The sequence below is a fragment of the Rhizobium sp. RSm-3 genome (assembly GCF_001854685.1).
GTDB lineage: Bacteria > Pseudomonadota > Alphaproteobacteria > Rhizobiales > Rhizobiaceae > Rhizobium > Rhizobium ecuadorense.
The window spans coordinates 183,057-205,239 of the sequence record NZ_MAWZ01000057.1 but is presented as its reverse complement, the minus strand read 5'-3'; the positions used below and the strand labels follow the sequence as shown (position 1 = coordinate 205,239).

Below are 22,183 nucleotides of genomic sequence, written 5' to 3'. Positions count from 1 at the left end.
GGCAGCATAACCAATCCCGCCTCTGCCACAAGAGGGAAAAATTATTCCCGCCGGCCGCGCAGTCGGTGGCAGCTACTGATTTTTCGAAAGAGAGCCGTCGATCAGATCGGCTGCTGCGACACCGGTCTCAAAGGCGCCATGCGCCGTCGAATAACGCGAGCGCGAACAGGCTTCGCCGGCAAAGAAGATCCGCTGGTCATGCGGTGCGGCGAGGACCCCGCGCAGCTCGGAGGCGCCCGGCTCGGCATAGGAATAGGAGCCGCCGATATGAGGTGCCGCGGCCCAGGCCGAGATCGCTGCCACCGACAATTGCTTGCGGATATCGGCGCCGAATTGTGCCGCCAGTTCATCCCCGGCGAAGGCAAAGGCGGCCTCTTTTCCCTCTCGCTCCAGATCATGCGCGAGGTCGCCGGCAAAATAGGCTTCGACGACAGGAGCGCCGAGCGGCCGGAGCTGATAGGTGCCGGTGGCAGCACGGCTGATGGAACCGAGCATATGGGTATCGGCCGGCAGCGCCTCCTGATTTGCAAGCCTGAGGAACAGCTTGTCGGCGAGCCCGAGCGGCAGGCGCGACGCCGCCTCGATCTTGTCGGCCAAGGGAGGGTCGAAGGCGATCCTGCCGGCGGCAAGCACATTCGTCGAAACGGTCACCAGCACCGCACGGGCGCTGACCCCACCCTGGTTCATCTCAACGTCGATACGGTCGGCAGGGCGGTGATTTATCCGCGTCACTTCGACGCCGAGCCTTGTTGGAACCGGCCTGCCGTAACGGGAGATCAATGTTCCATAGCCCTCGCGCACCCGCCAATCGGGGCCAGGGCCTGGGTCATATCTGTTGTAGTCGACGACCGACGAGCGTTCCAGCTCGGCGCCGGTGATATAGGTGCCGATCGCACGGATCTGGCCGTTCCAGGAATTGCCGGGTTCGAGCATCGCGGCCAGATCGGTGTCATCGCCTTCATGACTGTCGAGCCGTTCGAAATAGGCGCCGATCGCCTCTTGCGCGGCCTGGGTTTCCGCATCGTCGCGCTGCAGCCGCCGACCGCCGTTCCATGGCGCCGGTGTACGGTCGACCGTCAACCCCACCTCGCCGGCAAGACCGGTCCAGGCATTGGTTCGCGCCCCATGCAGCCAGCCGCAGCCGAGGTCGACCGCGATAGCGCCAGGCAGTCCGACGCTCCAGGCGCGGCCGCCGAGACGATCGCCGGCCTCAAGCAGGAGGATCGAGAGATCCGGGCGAATCGCCTGCAGGCGTCGGGCGGCGGCAATGCCGGCGGCGCCGGCGCCGATGATGACGACGTCCTGTTCGACACCCTTACCGCTGTCACCGGGCATGGCTTTTCCTTTGGCTGCTCGCGCTCAGCTAATCTTTCATCTCCATGAAAGGCAAGGGCTGGGGATAGCGCCGCGTGCGATGGATTAAACCGCGTCTGCGTGACATACAGGTTCGATGAGCGTGCAGAGAGATTCGCAACTCGACATGTTTGCCAAGCCGTCGCAGCAGGTGACGAAGGCGCGCGCTCCCTCGCGCCGGCCGCTGTCGCAGCTGGCCGCCAGTTCCGATGAGGACATGGCGCGGACGCTTGAAGAGAGCGGCAATTATCGCATTTTGAGAAAGCTGACCGCCCGGCCGATTGCAGCGGCCAGGCGGCCGGAGTTTTCGCGGCTCGGCGTCATTCTCGATACGGAGACGACCGGTCTCAATCACCGCAGCGACGAGATCATCGAAATCGGCGCCGTCGCCTTTACATTCGACGATGGGGGCGGGATCGGCGATATCGTCGGCATCTATGGCGGCCTGCAGCAGCCGTCGCGGCCGATCCCGCCGGAGATTACCCGGCTGACCGGCATTACCGACGCGATGGTCGAAGGCCAGGTCATCGACAGCAGATCGTTGAGCGCCCTGATCGAGCCGGCGGACCTGATCATCGCCCACAATGCCGGCTTCGACCGGCCGTTCTGCGAAGCCTTCTCAAGGATTTTCGCCGGCAAGGCCTGGGCATGCTCGGTGTCGGAGATCGACTGGAGCGCCCGCGGCTTCGAAGGCACCAAGCTCGGCTATCTCGTCGGCCAGGCCGGTTATTTCCATGACGGCCATCGCGCGGTGGACGACTGCCACGCGTTGCTGGAAATCCTCGATCGGGAGCAGGGCGACGGCGAAAGCCCGTTTGCCGAGCTTTACCGCGCCAGCCAGCGCTCACGCATCCGGATCTTTGCCGAACACAGCCCGTTCGAGATGAAGGACCATCTGAAGGCGAGGGGTTATCGCTGGTCGGACGGAAGCGATGGCCGGCTGAAGTCCTGGTGGATTGAAGTCGGCGAAGACGATCTCGACGACGAGCTTTCCTATCTGCGCTCGGAAATTTACCGCTGGAAAGAGGCGGAGCCGCCGATTGTGCGGCTGACGGCCTTCGATCGCTTCAAACTCTGACCGCGAAGCGGTTCGGATCCTGATCGGAAATACGCCCCGAATATGACGACCCATGCAAACTTCGCATAGGTGCAGTGATGCATTGGCGCTGCAACTATCGAACGGCTCGTATTATATACCTCTCATCGAAGCGAACGAAGCGCCAAGGACTGGCAGCTAGGCTTCGAAAGCCCACGGAAAGGGGATCATCATGAACGTAGCACGCTCTTTTAACAACTGGCGCAAGTACCGTCAGACGGTCGCTGAACTGGGCCGTATGTCCGCGCGCGAACTGGACGACCTCGGCATCGGCCGCGGCGACATCCGCAACGTCGCTCGCGCTGCCATCGCCCGCTAACGGCCTGTAGACTAAGCATTTATTAAGAGTTCGGCCAGCGCCTGCTTTCTTCAGAAGCGGGCGCTTTGCTTTTGTGCTTCAGGCAGGCCGGGACCACGTGATCGAGCCGCCCGCTTTTCGCATAACGCATAGCTGCCCTGCAAAGAAATGCCTACCAACTGAGCAAGAAATAAGTATGATTATTTCCATCGAAGCGATGCACCTCCTCCCGCATCCCTTCGAGATGCAGGCGCCCCATCCTCCTCCCAGGGTCGTCTGCGGGAACGGCAGCACTCCTCCTCCCAGCTGTCGTTCGGTTTTTTTTCGAAAGCCTGCCGCACCTCCTCCCGCGGCAGGCTTTTTCGTTTTTGGCCGATCGCGGCGAAAACCACGGCTCGCCATCCGTTATCTAGCGATGGTGGCTCTTTCCTGCTTATCCCTGATTTTGCTGGTGATTTCTGAGATCGCCGCCAGTTGTGGCCGCGTGCTGCAGAAACATATTGACTCCGAATTTGTCGTACAACTATGTAACCATTCGGTTCACTTCCGAGCGAAACGGATCGACGAACGGATCCGGCTTCGCTGGAGCACGACGCTTGACGACAACGAAACTGAAGGAATTTTGACATGCAGATCGACGTGAGGCATGCCTCCCATCCCGAGGCCGTGCGCAATTACGACACCGAGACGCTGCGGCGTCACTTTCTGGTGGAAACCGTCTTTGCGGGCGGCGAGATCCGGCTGACTTATTCCCATTACGATCGCATGGTGATCGGCGGCGCGACGCCGCTGGCCGATGGACTGCCGCTGACGGCGCCGACGGCGATCGGGCAGGAAACCTTCCTGGCCGAGCGTGAACTCGGCGCGCTGAACATCGGCGGCGCCGGCCGCATCATCGTCGACGGCACCAGCTACGATCTTGCCAAATATGATTGCCTCTATGCCGGCAAGGGCGCCAAGGACATCCGCTTCGAGAGCGCCGATGCCGCCAATCCGGCAAAGTTCTATCTGGTCTCGACGCCCGCGCATCAGACGCATCCGACCGTGCTGCTCACCCGCGAAAAGGCCCGCCACCTGACGCCGGGCGAAGCCGCCACGGCCAACAAGCGGTCGATCTACCAGTTCATCCATCCTGATGTCTGCCAGTCCTGCCAGCTCACTCTCGGCTTCACCATGATCGAGCCGGGCAGCGTCTGGAACACCATGCCGGCCCATACGCATGACCGCCGCATGGAAGCCTATCTCTATTTCGATCTCGAAACCGACCAGCGTGTCTTCCACTTCATGGGCGAGCCGCAGCAGACCCGGCATATGCTCGTCGCCAACGAGCAGGCGGTCATCTCGCCGCCCTGGTCGATCCATTCGGGCGCCGGCACCAAGAATTACAGCTTCATCTGGGCGATGGCCGGCGACAATAAGAGCTTCACCGACATGGATCACATCGCCATTGCGGATCTGAGGTGAGCGCCGTGGCCAATCCCTTCGACCTCACAGGCCGGACTGCCGTCGTCACCGGCGCCAATACCGGCATCGGCCAGGCGATTGCCGCCGCACTGGCCGAGGCCGGTGCGGCGATCGTCGCCGTCGGGCGCTCCTCGATGGACGAAACCGAGGCGCTGGTGAGAGCTGCGGGCAGTCGCTTCCACGTCGTCAAGGCCGATCTCGGCACGATCGAGCCGGTCAAGGGGATCGTCGAGGAGACGATCAAGACCTTCGGCGGCCTCGACATCCTCGTCAACAATGCCGGCATCATCCGCCGCGCCGATGCGCTTGATTTCACCGAGGAAGACTGGGACGCGGTGATCGACGTCAACCTGAAGACGGCCTTCTTCCTGTCGCAGGCGGCCGGCCGCCACATGGTCGAGAAGGGCAGGGGCAAGATCATCAACATCGCCTCGCTGCTCTCCTTCCAGGGCGGCATTCGCATCCCGTCCTATACCGCCTCGAAAAGCGGCCTGGCCGGATTGACCAAGCTGCTTGCCTGCGAATGGGCCGGCAAGGGCGTCAACGTCAACGCCATCGCGCCGGGTTACTTCGTCACCAACAATACCACGGCGCTGCGCGAGGATGCCGACCGCAACGCCACCATCCTTTCGCGTATTCCGGCCGGGCGCTGGGGAACGCCTGCCGAACTCGGCGGCGCTGCCGTGTTCCTGGCATCGGCGGCCTCCGATTACGTGCATGGAACGGTGCTGCCGGTCGATGGCGGTTGGCTGGCGCGCTGATCCGTTCCACGGAGCGGCAACATTGAAAATGCGACGGCGCCCGCGCGTTTGAGAAGACGCGCGGCCTTGCCGGCATGGAACTGCCGGGACCGGCACCGTTTTGCCTTTCCTGCCGGCATGCGTTAGCAACAGGAAATGGGGCCGGCGCCGCCACATCGACAGGCAGGATTCGACAGGGATGACGGACAGGGACAACGCGGTCTTCAACATGATGCGCCAGCCGCCCAACCTGCGCAGCGGCCTTGCCGACACGCTGATGGCGCAGATCGAGTCCGGCGATCTGAAGCCCGGTCAACGCCTGCCGACCGAACAGGCGATCATGCGGGCGACCGGCGTCAGCCGGACGATCGTTCGCGAAGCGCTCGCCACGCTGCGCGCCAAGGGGCTGATCACCACGCGGCAAGGACTTGGGGCTTTCGTCTCGAACGACCCGATGGCGAGATCCTTCTCGATCATTCCGAACGACCTGCAGTCGATCGACGACGTGCTGCGCGTGCTGGAGCTGCGTATCGGGGTCGAATATGAAGCCGCCGGTCTTGCCGCGCTGCGGCGCAGGCAGGAAGACCTCGACCGCATGCAGGATCGGCTCGATGCCCTCGACAAGGCGCTCGAAGAGGGCGGATACGGCGCACAGGAGGACTACGCCTTCCACCGGTCCATTCTGGTCGCGACCCAGAATTCCTATTACAGTCGCCTGTTCGATACGTTCGGCGACATCATGGTGCCGCGGCAATGGGCGCGCCTGGACAAGATGACGGTCACCGAGCGCAAGCGTCATGCGGCGCGCATGCGCCGGGAACATCACGCCATATTCACGGCGATCCGCAACGGCGACGAGGCCGCCGCGCGCCGCGCCATCCGCAGCCACCTGTCGAAGAGCGCCGCCCGCTTCGAAGAGCTGCGCGACGCCAGCACGTCTTCGTGACGGTCAGGCCTGCGGCTTCGGCTTCAACCGCCGCCAGGCGGCGTGATCGGTCTGCAGATCGACGGAGGCGTGAACCTCCGGCAGCAGCGGCTTGCGTCTGCGCCGGCCGAAGCGCCGTTTGAAGCCCAGGATATTTTCGACGAAGCTCCGGGTGTAGAGCCCGGGCCCACTCGAATAGATGCGCCAGCCGCCGTCGACGGCAACCTTTCCCGCCTTGACGCGCTGCCATTCGGCAGCCGCTTGATAGCGGTCATGGAAAGCCGCATCGCTGCTGCTGAAATAGGTGTTGCGCTGACGCAGCGAGGCATGCGGAAGCGCATGGGTGACGGCAATCGGATTGACGACTGATATCGCTTTCCAGAGCTCATCCGCCTCGGCATCGAGCGCCAGCGTTTCGCAGTAGCGCAGATGCGCATGCACATACATCAGCCCGATCTCACGGCCGAAGAAGGAGGAGGATTCGGCGCGGCGAAACAGCGTCTCGGGTCCGCCGGCATAGGTCGCGGGCTTTTCCATCAGCCGCACGCCGTCGGGAAAGAGCAGATGCTTCCTGATCAGCTTCATATGATCCTGTCTCTGCGCCGGCGTGAACAGCCGGCCGAGCATTGCCTGCGTCATCGAGATCAGCGAGAAAGAGAGGCCGGTGCGCCGGTCGCTCGGATGCAGCAGCAATTCGACGCCGTCATGGGCGGGATCGAAGATGCCGTAACCGGCCACGACGCCGTCACGGATGAGATGGCGGTTGAAATCCCGGCGCATCGCCGTTGCGATCTTCCTGAGCGACTTGGCCTTTTCGCCATGGCCGAGGCGGCGCTGGATTGCGGAGTAACGGACGATCTGCTCATAGAGCAGGGCAACGGTCCAGCTGCTGACCATCCAGTCGCGCAGATGCGGATCGGCCGGCTGCAACGAGTCGTTCCAATCTCCCTCGCCATAGCGGATCAGATGCGTTCCCGGGATGAAGCGTTCGCGGACGGTATCGAGCAGCTTTTCCACGTGGATGGCAATAGAGCTCGCCTTCTCAGACTTCTGCATGGTCTTTTCGTCGCGCCACGAGACCTTCTCATCGAGGACGGCGAGATCGCCGGTCGCTTCGATATAGTCGCAGAGCGCCTTCAGCGGCCAGACGACGATATCGCCATGGCTGTCGCCCGCCCGGATATTGGCATAGGGCTCCAGCATGAACCATTGCGGCCAGTCGCCGTCTTTCAGATATTGTTCGCTGAAGACGGTTTTCAGCACCTCTTTGGCCTCACGATCATGCTCGTAGGCGAGCAGGAATTCGATCGGGCCCTGGCAGGCATCGCGTGTGCCCCAGGCGGCACCGGTATATTGCTCGAGGCCGTGCGGCACGCTCAGATGCACGATGGCGTCATGCGCGAGCCAGGGCAGCAGCGTCGTCTGCGCGGCAAGATCGGGCGAAGGGCTGGCGATCGCCAGGCCGCGCACGGCGTTGCGCCAGAATGTCGAGGCCGGCGCCAGCATCGCTTCGTCGCTGACGCCGGCTTCGTAACGCTCTGCCAGCCGCGCGGCTTCTTCAGCATCGGTCATCGAGCCGACGACGGCAAAGGAGAACGCCTGCGTCGGCCGGGAGCGCAGGGCGACGAAGGCGCCATCGCGGGCAATGCCGTCGGTATAAAGCAGTTCGTCGCCGCCGATCTCTTCGATGGCATCGGGCGTCGAACTCACCAGCCAATAGCCAGCATCGGGATAACGCTCGCCCCAGAGCCAGGCAGGATCCGGCCGGAAGGAAATACGTTTGCGCGCGGGATCGAATTCGATCTGCCCGCCGGCATCATATTCGCGCTCGCCGAGCACGACATGACCGAACACCAGGAAGCGGCAGGGCTTGCCCTCGACGGACACGGCCCATTGCATCGCCGCATCCACGCCGGAAGCGACCGCCGTTACGGTGATCGTGCGGTCCGTGCACTTGTAGATCCAGCGGCAGTCGCTGAGGCCCATTTCGAAAGCCGACGGCACCGCCAGCAACTGCCAGCCGGCGCCGACATCGACCATGATACGCAAGCCGCTGGCGCGCGTCAGGTTGTAGGGGTCGCGGGAGACGGAAAAGAGCTTGTGGAAGGAGGTGTTGCCGATCGTCAGCTGCGCGGCGAAAATGCCCTGCATCCAGCAGGTCGCGGCAAGTGTCCTATCGTCGAGCAGCATATTCTGACCGCTGCGCACGATCGCGCCGTGGCGGCGCGCCACCAAAAGTTCCTTTTCGCGCAGGACGACGTGGCGATTCAAAGCGCCGTCCGGCACGAAAAACGAAAGCAGCTTTCCGTCGGCGCGCTCCTCCAGACTCCGCTGCGGATAGAGCTGGCCAATCGCCTTTTTGTCCAACGGTTCGACCTTCAGCAAGGCAGCATCCTGGAGCAGGCTGCGGACCGGCGCCGTCTCAGCGAGATCGGCGGCGGCGCCCTCCAGGCCGGCAAGGCCATCGAGCCGTAACAGGTCGGCATCGCTCGACGCCTCGGGATGATCGGCGGCGAAGATGGCGAAGAAGGTCGCAGTCGCGCCGCTTGCCGGACCGGAGAGCGATTTCGACTGGATGGCCGGGCAGGCCGTCTCCTGCTGCCGCCGTTCGCTCGGCAGGCTGGTGCCGAAGGGGCCGACCGGCAGATCGCCGAGACGGTCTTTCGCCTGCACCAGCTGGATCGCATCCGTGGCATAGGCCGCCGCCCCATCCAGGCAGCCCTGAACGAGCCAGGGATTGCGGCCGCCGCCCTGTTTGAGATTTTGCCGGTTCATCACCACAGGGCCGAATATCCGGTGATTGGCGATGTGGTGATCGACATATTGCGAGGCATAGGCTTCGCTGTTCATCAGGAAGCCGCGATCGCCCAGACCGACGTCCTGCATCAGCACCCCATCCACCGGTACCGTTTGATCCTTGAGATGCCGGACGGATACCCGCCAGAACCAGGCCGTTTCGGAGGGATGAAGCGCCAGACGGACGTTGTAGCCGATATCGCCGGCTTCGCCGCTCCAGGAAAAGCTCGTCGCATCGTGCCCGAAGCCGCCATCGGCGCCCGGCCCGACAATTTCCACGACATCGGGCCTTTTGCCGCCGACGCGCAGATAAAGCCGGCCGATGCCGCCGAACAAAGGCGAGCCCTGGATCTGATTGATCTGCACCGCTCCCTTGTCGTCGGCGTATTCGATGGCAAACAGCGTGCCGTTCGGCAGCGCCGATATCGACAGGCCGGAGCCGTTGGCGATCGTCAACAGGCCAAGTTGTTCGCGCCGGGGCATCTGAAAACTGCGGGTAAGGTCCTGGGCCATTGCTATCTCGTGAATTGGCTTCAAAGAGGAATTGGAGGATGACGCAAAATGATTGAGAGAAATCTTACCGGCGGCGGGTCGATCGGCAAGCTGTCGTCACTCACGAATTGAGATTTAGCGAAGCAACCACTGGTCCTAAACGAAACAGGTCCGGGAAAAGAGAGACACCCGCGCCGCAAGCGGCGCGGGTGTCTCTCGTCAACGATCGCGTTCGTTGACGGCTCGGGAGGAGCTATTCATACGACGCCGCAGGTGCCAGCCGTACATTGGTTCTGAAGTTGATGTCATGCGCGCAAAGAACCTCGGACTTATGCTCGTCGCGTAGCCGTCTTAGAGTTAACCGGCTTTCGACCATTGCGCTCGGGGACCATGCGAGCGATGCTGCGGGCAGGCGGGCTATGTCTTCAAGATCGGGCTCGTAAGCAGCATCTCCCGCAAGAATATAGCTTGTGCAGTTTCCTTTGATCAAAAGAGACTGGTGTCCGGGCGAATGGCCAGGTGTCGGTACCAGGATCAAGCTGCCATCGCCGAACATGTCCTGCTGACCATCGACAAGGTTCAGTCGGCTTGACGGCACATCGTATTCAGAACGGATATAGAGACCCTCCTGGTAGATCGCTGGCTCTGCCGCGAACTCCCATTCCGGTCGCTGTATCCAATACTGAGCGTTCGGAAAGGACGTCATGCCGCCTGCATGGTCATAGTGCAGGTGAGACAGCACGACGTGTTCGACATCGGTCGGCCAGATTCCAATCGACTTCAGCTTTTCGCGGGCATCGTCGGAAGGGTGGACCTCAATTCCCCAGTTCTCTGCCTCCGGCCCCAGATATGCGGTGATATCGGCAATCAGGTTGGGATGAGCACCGGTGTCGAATAGAACGAGCCCGTCGGAGTGCTCAATGAGGTAGATAAAATAAGGGATCTCCCTCAGACCGGCGGGGTCGGATGAAAACGGATCGAAAATCGCATTCGGAAAGCGTTCGTATCCGCAGTGGAAGGCGTGAAGCCGCTTGAACATTTGACTCTAGTCCTTGCTGGTATCTGATTTCAGTCGCCCAAAGTCTGGGCAATCCTGCTGAGGCGATCAGGGTCTCTGACCTGAATCGCCCAGGCAAATGCGACAGCGATCAGCACGCAGAGCAGAGCGACATAGACGAAATATCCAAGCGGTGCGGCCGGGAACGGGTATATGTTGCCGTATGCGACCAGTGCGACACCTGCAAACGCCAGGGCGGGGATGACTGCGTGCTCGAATGCGTTGAACTCATTCGGGAAGCGGCGCTTGATGAAGATGGGAAGACCAATGATCAGCATTGCATAGCTGATGATGAAAAACAGGGTGGCAAGGAACGATGTCCAGCCGCCAACGCTTTCCGGCGTGTATTCACTTCCTAAGATAACGGCTGTCAGGGCCGCCAAAACGCCCAGTGTCACAGCGGCGTTTGCCGGAGCGCCCGCCTTGTTCTGTTGCGCAAGCCAGGCGGGAAGAAAACGATCGCGACCAAGAGCCGAGATCAGCCTTGCGGCCGCGCTCATCGTGACGAGATTCAGCGCGAGAAGACTGAAGCCGGTCGCGCAGATGATGAAGAGTTGAAGACCCGATCCGCCGAAACGGCTGGCGAGATCAGCAAAGGGGCTGCTGTTCGTCGTCAGTTCCTTCAGGCCACTCTCATTGATGCCGAAGCCGATAACTTCGCAATAGGTGAGAAGAACGAAGAAAGCCCCGAGAACGACCGTGGTGGCCATAACCGCACGCGGGATCGTTTTCGAAGGGTTTCTGACCTCACCGCTGAGTGTCGTGGCGGACTCGAAGCCGACGAAGGCGAAGATTGTGAAGACATTTCCCAGCAAAAGGCCGGAAAAACCCTGCAAACTGGCGGACGGCAGAAACGGTGTGATGGAATGGCCGTCCGCGCCGCCCTTGAGGAGAATGATGACCGCCAGGACTGTGAAGGCGCTCATTTCAATCGCGAGCAGCAGCAACCCGGCCCGCAACGACAGCCTTACACCGGAAATCGTCAGGATGACGCTGAATGCGCAGATCGCACATGCCCAGATCGCCCAATGTCCCCCAAGCGCCGGGAACGTGCTGGTCATGAAGGTCGCGAAGAACAGAGGTTGGAAAATCAACAGTATAAGGTAGGCGCCGAGCTGCATGGCGCCGCTGACAAAACCGGCAACGGGACCGAAGGTCTGCGTGAGATAGGTATAGAAGGATCCGGCGACGGTAATCCTCGAAGCATAACCGCTTATGACCCTTGCGATTGCAACGCAGATCACGAACGCGGTGACAAACGTCAGAGGCGAGGCAAAACCAGCATATTGCGCAACATAAACGTTACCAGCGGTCAGGCCGACGGCTGGGCTGACCAGGGCAGCGGACTGCGCGACAGCCTCCCAAAACCCGACGTTTCGTTTGGGGTCTATTGCGTCGACGACATGTGAACTCGCCATTGTTATCATCTCCTGTTTGCAATGTTCCACTTTGCCGGCTTGTTGCCGGTCTTATGCATTGGAGACGAAGTGTCGGTTCGGGGTCGTGCGCATGCAATTTCGCAGCTAACGATTATGCGACGCAGATTGGACTACCTTCTGCGTCAGCTTGCTTCAGAAGCGAATGATGTTTCTCGTGTGCAGCGAAATGCGGTTTTGCCCCGCATCGCTGGTTGTGAGGCGGGGCAAAGCCGTTGCGAAATGGCGCTGGGGGAAAATCCGCTGACTTAGACGTTTTCCCCGCCTCGCGATGGCCTTGTCAAAACGCTCGGGTCAGTCGCGCGGGCGATCAAACTCGTTGAAAGGACGGGGTCTTCGGCCAATGCCTGTCGGATGGTCTTTCCAGTGGCCAAAACCTGCTTGGCGAGGTCCGCCGCCCGCTCATAGCCGATAAAGGGAGTGAGGGCGGTGGCAACGGCGGTACTCGCCTCCAGATGCTGCCGGCATACTTCCGGATTGGCGGTGATTCCGGCGATGCACTTCGTTCGCAACACTTCGACCGCGTTTGTCAGAAGCTCCAATGAATGCAGCATATTGTAGCTGATGACCGGCTCCATGACGTTCAACTGCAGCTGACCCGCCTCGGACGCCAACGTGATGGTCAGATCATATCCGATAATCTGAAAGGCGACCTGATTGACGACCTCGGGCACGACAGGGTTTACTTTGCCGGGCATGATCGATGAACCGGGCTGCAAGGGCGGCAAGTTAATTTCGTTCAAGCCGCCGCGGGGGCCGCTGGACAAGAGGCGCAGGTCATTGCAAATCTTCGAGAGTTTCGTCGCCGTGCGTTTCAGCATCCCGGAGAACAAGACGAATGCCCCGGTGTCCCAGCACGCCTCGATAAGATTTCCTGCGGAGATCAACGGCAGCCCGGTTATCTCTCGCAGTTCTTCGACCGCAAGCGCTTGATACTCAATGCTGGTATTGATGCCGGTACCGATGGCCGTGCCACCAAGATTGATCTCGTAGAAGAAGCCCGCAATCTCGGCTAGCCGGGCGACATCTTCCCTAAGGGTCGTCGAGAAGGCCTGAAACTCCTGCCCCAGCGTCATCGGCACGGCGTCCTGCAACTGCGTTCTGCCGAGTTTGATGATGTCGCCGAAGCTCTCCGCCTTCGCCTCGAATTCGGCTGCCAGAAGCTCAAGACCTTCTCGAAGTTTTCCGTAGGAGAGCAGGATCGCAAGCCTTATTGCCGTCGGATAGACATCGTTGGTTGATTGCGAAAGATTGACGTCATTGTTCGGGTGGACGACATCGTAACGGCCGCGCGGCAGGCCCATCAATTCAAGCGCCCGGTTCGCGATCACCTCATTCACATTCATATTGGCGGAGGTCCCGGCACCGCCCTGAAAGACGTCGAGAGGAAACTCGCCATCGAGTTTTCCGGCGGCTATGTCGTCACACGCCTGTGCGATCACGCCGGCTTTGCCTGCATCGAGATCGCCCAGACGGGCGTTGGCGCGAGCAGTTGCCTTCTTCACGAGGGCGAGCGCCCGGATGAATGTCGGGAAATGGCTGATCGGGATGCCGGATATCGGAAAGTTCGCTATGCCGCGGGCTGTTTGAGGTCCGTAATAGGCAGCGGCAGGAATTTCCACCGCGCCCAGAGGGTCTTGCTCCGTCCGCTTCGTTTGTATCGCATCCGACATTGACTGCTGTCTCCGCTGAGTCATTGAGATTCAGCGGAAATTGTCGGTCGTCGTTAAATCGATCAATTTGTTACGTTCAACTTTATAGAAGCAATGGGACGCACCAAATGCTCATCATTGCGTCACTGTGTCGTTAGCGCGAATAAATCATGTCTCCGTCTTCTCCAAGATATTGGAGGACTTCTCGTGGAATGCGAGGAGAGGTTGCTTCAAGGACGGTGCACTGGGCAAGGTGTTCTCGCTTGATAAGCCCCGGCCCTCGATAGTGGAGCACGACCTTCGTCGCGTAAGGCTGGCGGAATTGGGTGGCCGCGATACCGCTGCCAATTCCGTACATGAACTTCTTGGTGTTGCGCTTGACCGCCGCGAAAACGCCCGATGTCATCTCGTTCTTTTGAATACCCTCGACATCTATTGTGAAGACCCGGTCCTCAAGGGCAAAGCAGAGGCCGTAATATTTAAAAATGTACTCAGCCTTGTTCGGAGCGTCGTAGCTCGGGAAGCGCTCGACGTAATAATGCTGGAGAAACTCACCGTTTCGATAGATGCAGAACACCGACTTCAGAACCGAACCTTTGTAGATCGAAGAGTATTGGTACCGGTCGTAGACGCCGACAAGGTCGTCCTCATAGGCAGTCGTTCCAACCACCATGTCAGAGACAAATCCTGGCATTTTTTGCATCTGTTTTGCGGTCATCATGGCATGGAAGAAGTTTCCATCAACCAGAGTCCGCAGTTCATCCGGATCGGAAAAAAGAATGGCGGTGCTGAGTCCGAAATGATTTGCGATGAGACGCAGGTTCGCGTCAGACGGAACATGCGTGCCCGACAGGTACTTGTTAAACTGCTGCCGGTTTATAGCGATCTTGCGGCATATGGCAGATATCGAGCCCTGCCGTTCACAGAGCGTGCGCAGGTTGGCCCCGAATATCCGCGCGTCACGCTGGCTATGGTCCAAGGCACTCTCCACCCTGATGCAACTTGACGCACACATTGCGCCATAATGCTTCGCAAATCAAGGTCATGCGAAATTGTTCGCGCTATTGCTGAAAGGCATCATCCCCGCCGTCAAGCCAGCTTTTTGCTGACAACTTTGGGGAACGCAAATGAAAATCTCATACCTTCTGGCCTCTGCTCTGGTCCTTGGTGCATCAACCGGTGCTTCATACGCCGACAATCTGGACGATATCATTGAATCGGGAAAACTGCGGTGCGCGGTCATGCTCGACTTTGCGCCGATGGGTTTCCGCGATGAGAAGCAGGAGCCGACCGGTTTCGATGTCGACACGTGCAAGGACCTGGCCAAGGCTCTCGGCGTCGAACCGGAGATCGTCGAAACGCCTCTCGGCGACCGCATTCCAGCCCTGCTTTCAGGCCGCGCCGACATCGCCGTTGCCTCAGCGTCCGACACCTTGGAACGCGCGAAGACGATTGGCTTCACTGTTCCCTATTTCGCGTTCACCTCGGTAATTCTCGCTCGCAGCGACGCGAATATCAAGACGTACGAAGACCTGAAGGGCAAGGTGGTCGGCACGCCTGCCGGCTCGGCCGAAGGTCTGACGCTCAAGACAGACGTCGAAAAGTGGAATGCCGGTGGCGAATACAAAGGCTTTCAGTCTCAGGCCGATACTTACCTCGCGATGAAGCAAGGCCAAATTCAGGCCACCATCCTGCCGTCCACGTTGGCTGCCGCCGCAGCAAAGCAGTACCCTGAGTTCCAGGTGGTCGGCGATGCTCCCTACGTTATCGACTACGTCGGCCTGATGGCCCCTCGCGAACAGTACGGTTTGCTCAACTATCTGAACCTCTTCATCAACCAGCAGTCGCGCACGGGTCGCTACGACGAGCTGTACACCAAGTGGATCGGCGGCAAGCCAGCCTCTCTCAGCGTGCCGAACGTTTACCGATAAGGGCGAACGATCGGGGTCAGGATGCTTGCACCTGACCCCAGCTGCCCCGAGGGAGTTACTCGTCAAATGAATTACAAGTTCCATTGGACGGCGGTACAGCGAGCATTGCCCGATATGCTCTATGGTGCCGTTGTGACACTTGAAATCGCCATCGCTTCGATGGTGATTGGGGTGGTTTTTGCCGTTCTCCTGGCATTGGCCGGGGAATCCAAGTCGAAGTTTGTGCGCGGAGCCGCGACCACCTGGATCGAGCTTGCACGCAATACACCGGCCCTGTTTCAGATTTACATGTTCTACTTCGGCCTTGGTTCGTTTGGGATTCAGCTTGGGAGCATGACGGCTCTGTTGGCGGGGATCGCGTTCAACAATGCCGGATATCTGGCCGAGACATTTCGGGGCGGTTTGCGTGCCATCCCGCCCACACAGACGAGAGCGGCAAGATCGCTTGGAATGGGGCCGGTCAAGGCATTTCGGTTGATCACCTTTCCGCAACTGATCCGCGTCACTTTCTATCCGATAACCAACCAGATGGTGTGGGCGATCCTACTGACTTCACTCGGGGTTGTCGTCGGATTGAACAGCGACCTCAATGGGGTGACCCAGGAATTCAACGTGAAGACATATCGGACATTCGAGTTCTACGTCGTCGCAGCATTCATGTACTACGCAATCGCCAAGTTTGTGACGTTGTCGGCCCGGCTCGCCGCCTGGCGTCTGTTCCGGTACTGAGGAGGAAATCATGGACTTTTCCTCTTTGTTCGATACGGCCCTGACGCGGTATGACGTAGTCTTCATGCTGAAAGGGGCGGGGACCACCCTCATTATTACGTTCTGGGCAGTCCTGGGTGGAACGTTCGCCGGTCTCGTCCTTGGCTTGGTCCGCGCAAGTGCTCCGACCTGGGTCAACGCGCCGATCGGAGCGGTGCTCGACGTCTTCAGGTCGATTCCGCTCCTCATCCAGTTCGTAATGGCCAACTCACTCAAATCAGTGATCGGGCTGAACTGGGCACCGTTCACCATCGCCTGCGTCATGCTGGCAATTTATACCGCGGCTTACTGCACCGAGATCGTGCGAGCCGGTGTCCAAGCCGTCCCGCCGAACACTCGGCGAGCATCGCGGTCTCTCGGAATGACCTGGTCCCAGGATCTCACCAACATCGTCTTTCCGATTGCTCTTCGAACATCACTGCCAGGCTGGATCGGCCTGACCTTGAGCGTCATGAAAGACACGGCGCTTGTCAGTTGGATCGGCATCATGGAGCTGCTTCGGGCTTCTCAAAGCATCATCACGCGCATCCAGGAGCCGATGTTCATTCTCCTCATCACCGGGCTGATCTATTTTGCGATCAGCTTCCCGATTGGCCGCCTGGGAGCGCGGCTCGAAAAGAAGTGGCAAGAAAATGATTGAGATCACCGATGTTCATAAGTCCTTCGGCAATCTTGAAGTGCTGAAGGGCGTATCGCTCAAGATCGACAAGGGAGAGGTCGTTTCGCTGATCGGCGGGTCCGGGTCCGGGAAATCGACGATGCTCATGACCATCAACGGTCTGGAGCCGATCAACAGCGGAAGAATTGTCGTAGACAATGTCGACGTGCATTCAGGTTCGACCAATCTCAACAAACTGCGGTGCAAAATCGGAATCGTTTTCCAGCAATGGAACGCGTTTCCTCACCTGACGGTCTTGGAGAACGTGATGCTTGCGCCCCGCAAAGTTCTGAAAAAGAGCCGAGCCGAAGCCGAGGCAATCGCAAAGGAAAAACTTCAGCACGTCGGGCTTTCCACCAAACTCGACGTGTACCCTTCACGTTTGTCTGGCGGCCAACAGCAGCGAATGGCAATCGCCCGAGCGCTGGCAATGTCACCCGACTATATGCTTTTCGACGAGGTGACATCCGCCCTCGATCCGCAGCTCGTCGGTGAGGTGCTGGATACGATGCGCATGCTTTCGGCGGAAGGCATGACCATGATCGTCGTGACGCACGAGATGTCCTTCGCACGGGAGGTGTCAAACCGGGTCGCGTACTTCCACCAGGGTAAAATCCACGAAATTGGTCCGCCGCAGCAAATCTTCGGAGCACCATTGCAGCCTGAAACGGCCACATTCGTGAACGCCAGCGCCCGTTAACGGGGGACGCGTTGCAAATCATCAAGTCTCAAACATAGATGAAGGAAGCCGAAAATGGCTGAACAGATCAAAGCACCGAAAGCGGCATCCCTAACGATGGACAATGCCGCTCTCACCGAAGCGGTACAGGGGCTGTTGCGACAGGTGGAAAGCGGCGGCGACCGGGCGGTCCGCGAACTTTCAAACCGTTTCGACGGTTTTGATCGCCAAACTTATCGGCTGAGCAAGGCCGAAATTGAGAACAGTCTCGACAGCCTTACGAAGCAGGAACGCGAAGACCTCGAATTTGCCCAGGATCAGATTCGCAACTTCGCGCAGGCGCAACGCAACAGCCTGCTCGACATCGAAGTCGAGACCGTTCCGGGCGTTGTCCTTGGACACCGAAACATCCCGATCCAGAACGTCGGATGTTATGTTCCAGGTGGCAAATATCCGCTTCTTGCATCGGCGCATATGACAGTTCTCACCGCAAAAGTCGCTGGCTGCGAGCGCGTTATCACCTGCGCACCGCCCTTCAAGGGAAAGATTGCTGACAAGATCGTCGCGGCTCAGTCCTTGGCAGGCGCTGACGAAATCTATTGCATGGGTGGTGTCCAGGCCATTGCGGCCATGGCATACGGCACGGAGACCATCGCTCCGGTCGACATGTTGGCTGGGCCTGGCAATGCTTACGTCGCCGAAGCCAAACGTCTACTGTTCGGCAAGGTCGGTATCGATCTTTTTGCAGGTCCGACGGAAACGCTGGTGATCGCGGACGACAGCGTCGACGGTGAGATCGTGGCCACGGACCTGCTGGGCCAAGCGGAGCATGGGCCGAACTCTCCGGCAGTGCTCATCACCAATTCGCGCAAGCTCGCGACCGACACGCTCTCTGAGATCGAACGCCTCCTGCAGATTTTGCCGACGAGAGAAATAGCTGCGAAGGCATGGGAAGATTACGGCGAGATCATCCTTTGCGAGTCTGTCGAGGAGATGGTGGTTGAAGCGGATCGGGTCGCCTCCGAGCATGTTCAGGTTATGACCGCCGACCCAGACTACTTCCTCAACAACATGAAGAACTATGGCGCACTGTTCCTGGGTGCCCGGACCAACGTGGCTTTCGGCGACAAGGTCATCGGGACCAACCATACTTTGCCGACGGACAAAGCGGCCCGCTATACCGGTGGGCTTTGGGTCGGCAAATTCCTGAAGACATGCACCTACCAGCGCATTCTAACCGATGAAGCGTCTGCCCAGATCGGTCGTTATGCTTCGCGGCTCTGCCTGATGGAAGGCTTTGCAGGTCATGCGGAACAAGCAAACATCCGCGTCCGACGCTATGGCGGTGAAAACGTTGGCTACGCGATGGCCGCCGGCTCTCGTCACGACTAAACAAGACAATAGCGGTCTCCGTGAACCGGCGACCGCTGTTAAGAAGTAGAGCGGACTGTTAATTCCATCCAAGGAGGGGGCGGCAACCACCTAGTCACGTTGACGCCGGCCGTCTTGCAAAGGGCACGCAGACGAGCGCGCAGCCGGTCAAGGACGGCGACGACCATCCAGGCTGTTGATCGCCTGAACGCTGGCGCGCCTTCCTGAGCCAGTTGCGGCGAGAAAGGCAGTAGACAATTCCGCTAGAGCCGTGGTGCGTCGCTCTCACCAACTGCCGACAAGCGGATTGCCGACAAGAGGAACGCTTCTGGTCTTGCCTGACTGATTGCCCACTGAGATAGCGGCAGCCATATTTTTAGGAGTCTTTCGAAACCACGTTGCTGCAACACTCGCAAGATCACCGATCATCGCATTTTTGTGCCAATCCTGAAAACGAGCGGCGGTCGCGGCAGGTTCGGACAAATAGAAGAAATCTCCAGAGTGATTCAAACCATTGATGCTGGACGCCATGGATGACAGGGGCCGTTGAAACATCTTTGACGGGACCTGGAGACCTGCCGCTGTCTCTGAGAAGGCAGGGGCCATGAAATCAATGGCCCAACCCTCTGCTTCGACCCAGCAATGGAAATTCTCACCAGCTCCTGTGACGTAACCATCCTCACGGTGGTCGGCAAACAGGATCATTGTCCCATCCAGATTATATGCCGCAAGACCGCCTTTGGGCGTCGCTTTCACCTTATAGTGCCGTTCGAGAATGAACGAGCCGAATGTAGCGAAGTACATGCAGGCGTGCGCGGGATTTCCGTTCTCATTCAGGATCAAGCTATTGATAATTCGATAAATCCGATGATAGTCGGTTTGCTTGATCAGCATTTCTGTTTACCTGTTTTCATGCAACTGGTTGCTTGTCGACGACATAGGCCCGCATTTCTGCAGCTAGTAGCACAACGCGCGAGTATGCGAAGCCGAGAATGTCGCCCGATGAACGCGTAAAGGGGCTGCGACCGCACCCGATCCGATTACCGCTGGACGATCACTCGGGTCCCCGGCTGGACCATATCGTAAAGTTCCTCGACGTCCTCGCGGTACATCCGAAAGCAACCGCTCGAAGCATTGGTTCCGATGGAGGCGGGGTCGTTGGTGCCGTGGATGCGGAGCAGCCCGTCGGCAAGGTAAATTGCGCGGGTTCCAAGCGGATTGGCAGGGCCTGCCTTCACGACCGCCGGAAGCCTTGGGTTCTTCTGCCGCATGCCCACCGTTGGCCGCCATTCGGGATGCATTCGCTTGGATACGACCCGGGTTGATCCGTACCATTGCTTGCCTTCGCGGCCGACGGCGATTGGGTAGGCGAACTGCTCACCCGATAACGTCATGTAAACAAGGGTGTGCTCACGCGTGGCGATCACGATGGTTCCCCTTGCGCTTCGTGTCGAGGGTTCCCTGCGATCATACAGAGGTCGCTGATAGCGAGGGGCGGGGTCGTAATACGGCGGAGGTGGATACGGGCTGTACGGGTCATCATAGTCGTAGCCTCCGTATTCGTCGTATCCACCATACGGTTCATAAACTTGGGCGTGAGCTTGAACCACCGTCAGCAAAACGGCCACAGCAAGAAGAGCCAGCAATCTCATTTTTCGCCATCCGCTTGTATCTCGAGCATGAATGGATCGAATTCTGTGGCGGCACTATGACCATTGCCCATTTGGGGTGACCTGCCATTGTCAGCGACGGTCTTCACCCCGGCGCCGGCCGTCTGGCGAAGGGCACGCAGACGAGGGCGCAGCCGGTGAGGATGGCGACGACCATCCAGGCTTCGTTGATAGCCTGAACGCTGGCCGCGGTCTGAACCAAGGGATCAAGCAGCGCCGTGGTCTCCGCATCGAAGCTGCCGCTATGGCCCGATATGGCCGGAAGCGGTGCGCCGACGAATGCCGCGGCGTCGACATCGCCGGCCTGAAGGCGCGCCCAGAGACTTTGGCCCAGCGGTTCCGAGCGGGTGTAGATGATGGTGTCGATCAGCGCGATGCCGATAGCGCCGCCGAGATTGCGCATCAGATTGAAGAGCCCGCTGGCATCAGGAATGCGATCGGCCGGAAGCGTGCCGAGCGCCAGCCGCGTCGGCGGCAGCAGGCAGAACATGATGGCGACGCCGCGCACGATCTGCGGCCAGAACATCGCATCGTAATCCGAACGGGGATCCTGAAAGGCGCTCATGCCGACGCCGACCGTAAACAGGGCGAAACCGGCGGCCGACAGCAACCGCGCGTCCAAACGCTTCTCCAGCGCAACCGCGACAGGCGCCGTGATCAGCTGGGCGATGCCGGTGACCAGCATCGTCATGCCGATTTCGAGAGCGTCATGGCCTCTGACGAAGGCAAGGAAGACAGGCATCAGATAGACCGAGCCGAACAGGCCGATGCCGAGCACGAAGCTTAAGGTCGAACCGACGAGAAAGTTCCGGTCGCCGAAATTGCCGAGATCGACGATCGGCCGGCGCCAACGCAGCGTTCGCCCAATAAACGCGCCGCCCGATACGAGACAGACCGCCAGCAAGCCGAGCACATAGGCTGAAGTCCAGCCGCTGCTCGGCGCCTCTTTCAGGCTGAGTTCCAGGCTCGTCAGCGCTGAAGCCATCAGCAGCAGCGACAGGCCATCGAGATGCCGAAGTTCGGACGGATCGGCCGCCTGCCTCGGCAGGAAGCGGGCGGCCAGGATGGCCGAGGCAATGCCCGGCAGGATGTTGATCAGAAACAGCCAGTGCCATGAATAGGTCTCCGTCAGCCATCCGCCGACGATCGGCCCGACGGTGGGTGCCAGCACCGCCAGCACGCCGGCGATCGTCGTCGCCAGCGCCTGCCGCTCGTTCGGGAACAGAATGAACACGGCCGAAAACACCGAGGGGATCAGGGTTCCGCCGGAAAAGCCCTGCAGCACCCGCCAGGCGACCAGTTCGCCGAAGCTGCCGCTGGCAGCACAGCCGGCCGAGGCTGCGACGAACAGGCTGATGGCGGTCACGAACAGCCATCGCATCGAAAGCAGCCGCGTCAGCAGGCCGGTCAGCGGGATCGCCACCACTTCGGCGATCAGATAGGTCGTCTGTATCCAGCTCATCTGATCCGGGTCGATACCCAGCGCCGACTGGATGGTCGGCAGCGATGTCGCCACCACCTGCACGTCGAGGATCGCCATGAACATGCCGACGCACATGGCGAGGAAGCCGAGCCAGACGATGGCGGGCGGTTTATCAGGACGGGCAGGCTCGGGTCGTTTCAGCATACGATGATCCCGCGAACGGGCATTTTCCAGCCCGGTGACAATACCGACCATGTTAGCGATCGACATGTCAACCGGCATATCCGGGCGAAAGGGTCACCAACTAGAATCGAGCCTGACCGGGAAGGCCAGGCGCGATGTTGGATCTGAGAATGTGAACCGGGCGTTTTATG

20 protein-coding genes are annotated in these 22,183 nt (G+C 59.8%); 11 read left to right on the top strand and 9 right to left on the bottom strand.

The genetic code is table 11. The annotated features are described in order from the left end of the window. Positions 1 to 72: 72 nt before the first annotated feature. The gene (locus tag BBJ66_RS28165; RefSeq protein WP_071091675.1) at positions 73 to 1,335 is read right to left on the bottom strand and encodes a flavin monoamine oxidase family protein; all 1,263 of its coding nucleotides are present in this window, start codon (positions 1,333 to 1,335) and stop codon (positions 73 to 75) included. Positions 1,336 to 1,450: 115 nt separating this feature from the next. Here BBJ66_RS28165 and BBJ66_RS28160 point away from each other — a divergent pair, with 115 nt between their 5' ends. The 6 genes from BBJ66_RS28160 to BBJ66_RS28140 all read left to right on the top strand — a co-directional run bounded on the left by BBJ66_RS28160 (position 1,451) and on the right by BBJ66_RS28140 (position 5,897). Further along, a complete protein-coding gene (locus BBJ66_RS28160) occupies positions 1,451 to 2,431 on the top strand; it encodes a 3'-5' exonuclease (RefSeq protein ID WP_071091673.1) in 981 nt (326 codons plus the stop codon). 190 nt (positions 2,432 to 2,621) lie between these two features. Next, a complete protein-coding gene (locus BBJ66_RS28155; RefSeq protein ID WP_003594835.1) occupies positions 2,622 to 2,768 on the top strand; it encodes a DUF1127 domain-containing protein in 147 nt (48 codons plus the stop codon). 175 nt (positions 2,769 to 2,943) lie between these two features. Continuing rightward, a complete protein-coding gene (locus tag BBJ66_RS35530; protein WP_244511758.1) occupies positions 2,944 to 3,390 on the top strand; it encodes a hypothetical protein in 447 nt (148 codons plus the stop codon). Then, positions 3,375 to 4,211, top strand: coding sequence for a 5-dehydro-4-deoxy-D-glucuronate isomerase (kduI, locus tag BBJ66_RS28150; protein ID WP_071091669.1), 837 nt, complete (start codon positions 3,375 to 3,377; stop codon positions 4,209 to 4,211). The genes BBJ66_RS35530 and kduI overlap by 16 nt, the downstream gene beginning before the upstream one ends. Then, complete coding sequence (gene kduD, locus BBJ66_RS28145; protein ID WP_274534101.1) at positions 4,208 to 4,972, top strand: 2-dehydro-3-deoxy-D-gluconate 5-dehydrogenase KduD; 765 nt, start codon at positions 4,208 to 4,210, stop codon at positions 4,970 to 4,972. Before kduI ends, kduD begins: the two co-directional genes overlap by 4 nt. 178 nt (positions 4,973 to 5,150) lie before the next feature. Beyond that, entirely contained in the window at positions 5,151 to 5,897 is a 747-nt protein-coding gene (locus BBJ66_RS28140) for a FadR/GntR family transcriptional regulator (RefSeq protein ID WP_071091666.1), read from the top strand. A gap of 3 nt (positions 5,898 to 5,900) precedes the next feature. On the opposite strand, the gene BBJ66_RS28135 is transcribed toward BBJ66_RS28140, so the two are convergent. From BBJ66_RS28135 to BBJ66_RS28115, 5 genes are all read right to left on the bottom strand, one after another. After that, positions 5,901 to 9,185, bottom strand: coding sequence for a GH36-type glycosyl hydrolase domain-containing protein (locus BBJ66_RS28135; protein ID WP_071091663.1), 3,285 nt, complete (start codon positions 9,183 to 9,185; stop codon positions 5,901 to 5,903). Positions 9,186 to 9,417: 232 nt separating this feature from the next. Continuing rightward, positions 9,418 to 10,203: an N-acyl homoserine lactonase family protein gene (locus tag BBJ66_RS28130; protein WP_071091660.1), complete on the bottom strand. Its 786-nt coding sequence runs from the start codon at positions 10,201 to 10,203 to the stop codon at positions 9,418 to 9,420. A gap of 29 nt (positions 10,204 to 10,232) precedes the next feature. Continuing rightward, complete coding sequence (locus tag BBJ66_RS28125; RefSeq protein ID WP_071091657.1) at positions 10,233 to 11,639, bottom strand: APC family permease; 1,407 nt, start codon at positions 11,637 to 11,639, stop codon at positions 10,233 to 10,235. 266 nt (positions 11,640 to 11,905) lie between these two features. Then, positions 11,906 to 13,330, bottom strand: coding sequence for an aspartate ammonia-lyase (locus BBJ66_RS28120; protein WP_071091654.1), 1,425 nt, complete (start codon positions 13,328 to 13,330; stop codon positions 11,906 to 11,908). A gap of 133 nt (positions 13,331 to 13,463) precedes the next feature. After that, complete coding sequence (locus tag BBJ66_RS28115; RefSeq protein WP_116429676.1) at positions 13,464 to 14,288, bottom strand: helix-turn-helix domain-containing protein; 825 nt, start codon at positions 14,286 to 14,288, stop codon at positions 13,464 to 13,466. Between the two features lie 148 nt (positions 14,289 to 14,436). Here BBJ66_RS28115 and BBJ66_RS28110 point away from each other — a divergent pair, with 148 nt between their 5' ends. From BBJ66_RS28110 to hisD, 5 genes are all read left to right on the top strand, one after another. After that, positions 14,437 to 15,240 (top strand): transporter substrate-binding domain-containing protein, encoded by an 804-nt coding sequence (locus BBJ66_RS28110; RefSeq protein WP_071091648.1) that lies wholly within the window; start codon positions 14,437 to 14,439, stop codon positions 15,238 to 15,240. A gap of 66 nt (positions 15,241 to 15,306) precedes the next feature. Beyond that, positions 15,307 to 15,969 carry an amino acid ABC transporter permease gene (locus BBJ66_RS28105; protein WP_071091645.1) on the top strand — a complete coding sequence of 221 codons (663 nt, stop codon included), beginning with the start codon at positions 15,307 to 15,309 and terminating at the stop codon, positions 15,967 to 15,969. Between the two features lie 25 nt (positions 15,970 to 15,994). After that, the gene (locus tag BBJ66_RS28100) at positions 15,995 to 16,648 is read left to right on the top strand and encodes an amino acid ABC transporter permease (RefSeq protein ID WP_116429680.1); all 654 of its coding nucleotides are present in this window, start codon (positions 15,995 to 15,997) and stop codon (positions 16,646 to 16,648) included. Then, the gene (locus tag BBJ66_RS28095) at positions 16,641 to 17,366 is read left to right on the top strand and encodes an amino acid ABC transporter ATP-binding protein (protein WP_071091638.1); all 726 of its coding nucleotides are present in this window, start codon (positions 16,641 to 16,643) and stop codon (positions 17,364 to 17,366) included. The genes BBJ66_RS28100 and BBJ66_RS28095 overlap by 8 nt, the downstream gene beginning before the upstream one ends. Before the next feature lie 54 nt (positions 17,367 to 17,420). Continuing rightward, the gene (gene hisD / locus BBJ66_RS28090) at positions 17,421 to 18,737 is read left to right on the top strand and encodes a histidinol dehydrogenase (protein WP_071091635.1); all 1,317 of its coding nucleotides are present in this window, start codon (positions 17,421 to 17,423) and stop codon (positions 18,735 to 18,737) included. A gap of 264 nt (positions 18,738 to 19,001) precedes the next feature. On the opposite strand, the gene BBJ66_RS28085 is transcribed toward hisD, so the two are convergent. From BBJ66_RS28085 to BBJ66_RS28075, 3 genes are all read right to left on the bottom strand, one after another. Beyond that, positions 19,002 to 19,610: a DUF2026 family protein gene (locus BBJ66_RS28085; protein WP_071091632.1), complete on the bottom strand. Its 609-nt coding sequence runs from the start codon at positions 19,608 to 19,610 to the stop codon at positions 19,002 to 19,004. 146 nt (positions 19,611 to 19,756) lie between these two features. After that, positions 19,757 to 20,368, bottom strand: coding sequence for a L,D-transpeptidase (locus tag BBJ66_RS28080; RefSeq protein ID WP_071091629.1), 612 nt, complete (start codon positions 20,366 to 20,368; stop codon positions 19,757 to 19,759). A 103-nt stretch (positions 20,369 to 20,471) separates the two neighbouring features. Next, the gene (locus BBJ66_RS28075; RefSeq protein WP_071091911.1) at positions 20,472 to 22,013 is read right to left on the bottom strand and encodes a DHA2 family efflux MFS transporter permease subunit; all 1,542 of its coding nucleotides are present in this window, start codon (positions 22,011 to 22,013) and stop codon (positions 20,472 to 20,474) included. Positions 22,014 to 22,183 lie beyond the last annotated feature (170 nt).

Excerpts from the sequence above, each read along its gene's own strand:
- BBJ66_RS28165 (WP_071091675.1), bottom strand. The coding sequence starts at position 1,335 with ATGCCCGGTGACAGCGGTAAGGGTGTCGAACAGGACGTCGTCATCATC.
- BBJ66_RS28160 (WP_071091673.1), top strand. The coding sequence starts at position 1,451 with ATGAGCGTGCAGAGAGATTCGCAACTCGACATGTTTGCCAAGCCGTCG.
- BBJ66_RS28155 (WP_003594835.1), top strand. The coding sequence starts at position 2,622 with ATGAACGTAGCACGCTCTTTTAACAACTGGCGCAAGTACCGTCAGACG.
- BBJ66_RS35530 (WP_244511758.1), top strand. The coding sequence starts at position 2,944 with ATGATTATTTCCATCGAAGCGATGCACCTCCTCCCGCATCCCTTCGAG.
- kduI (WP_071091669.1), top strand. The coding sequence starts at position 3,375 with ATGCAGATCGACGTGAGGCATGCCTCCCATCCCGAGGCCGTGCGCAAT.
- BBJ66_RS28140 (WP_071091666.1), top strand. The coding sequence starts at position 5,151 with ATGACGGACAGGGACAACGCGGTCTTCAACATGATGCGCCAGCCGCCC.
- BBJ66_RS28135 (WP_071091663.1), bottom strand. The coding sequence starts at position 9,185 with ATGGCCCAGGACCTTACCCGCAGTTTTCAGATGCCCCGGCGCGAACAA.
- BBJ66_RS28130 (WP_071091660.1), bottom strand. The coding sequence starts at position 10,203 with ATGTTCAAGCGGCTTCACGCCTTCCACTGCGGATACGAACGCTTTCCG.
- BBJ66_RS28125 (WP_071091657.1), bottom strand. The coding sequence starts at position 11,639 with ATGGCGAGTTCACATGTCGTCGACGCAATAGACCCCAAACGAAACGTC.
- BBJ66_RS28120 (WP_071091654.1), bottom strand. The coding sequence starts at position 13,330 with ATGTCGGATGCGATACAAACGAAGCGGACGGAGCAAGACCCTCTGGGC.
- BBJ66_RS28110 (WP_071091648.1), top strand. The coding sequence starts at position 14,437 with ATGAAAATCTCATACCTTCTGGCCTCTGCTCTGGTCCTTGGTGCATCA.
- BBJ66_RS28105 (WP_071091645.1), top strand. The coding sequence starts at position 15,307 with ATGAATTACAAGTTCCATTGGACGGCGGTACAGCGAGCATTGCCCGAT.
- BBJ66_RS28095 (WP_071091638.1), top strand. The coding sequence starts at position 16,641 with ATGATTGAGATCACCGATGTTCATAAGTCCTTCGGCAATCTTGAAGTG.
- hisD (WP_071091635.1), top strand. The coding sequence starts at position 17,421 with ATGGCTGAACAGATCAAAGCACCGAAAGCGGCATCCCTAACGATGGAC.
- BBJ66_RS28085 (WP_071091632.1), bottom strand. The coding sequence starts at position 19,610 with ATGCTGATCAAGCAAACCGACTATCATCGGATTTATCGAATTATCAAT.
- BBJ66_RS28080 (WP_071091629.1), bottom strand. The coding sequence starts at position 20,368 with ATGAGATTGCTGGCTCTTCTTGCTGTGGCCGTTTTGCTGACGGTGGTT.
- BBJ66_RS28075 (WP_071091911.1), bottom strand. The coding sequence starts at position 22,013 with ATGCTGAAACGACCCGAGCCTGCCCGTCCTGATAAACCGCCCGCCATC.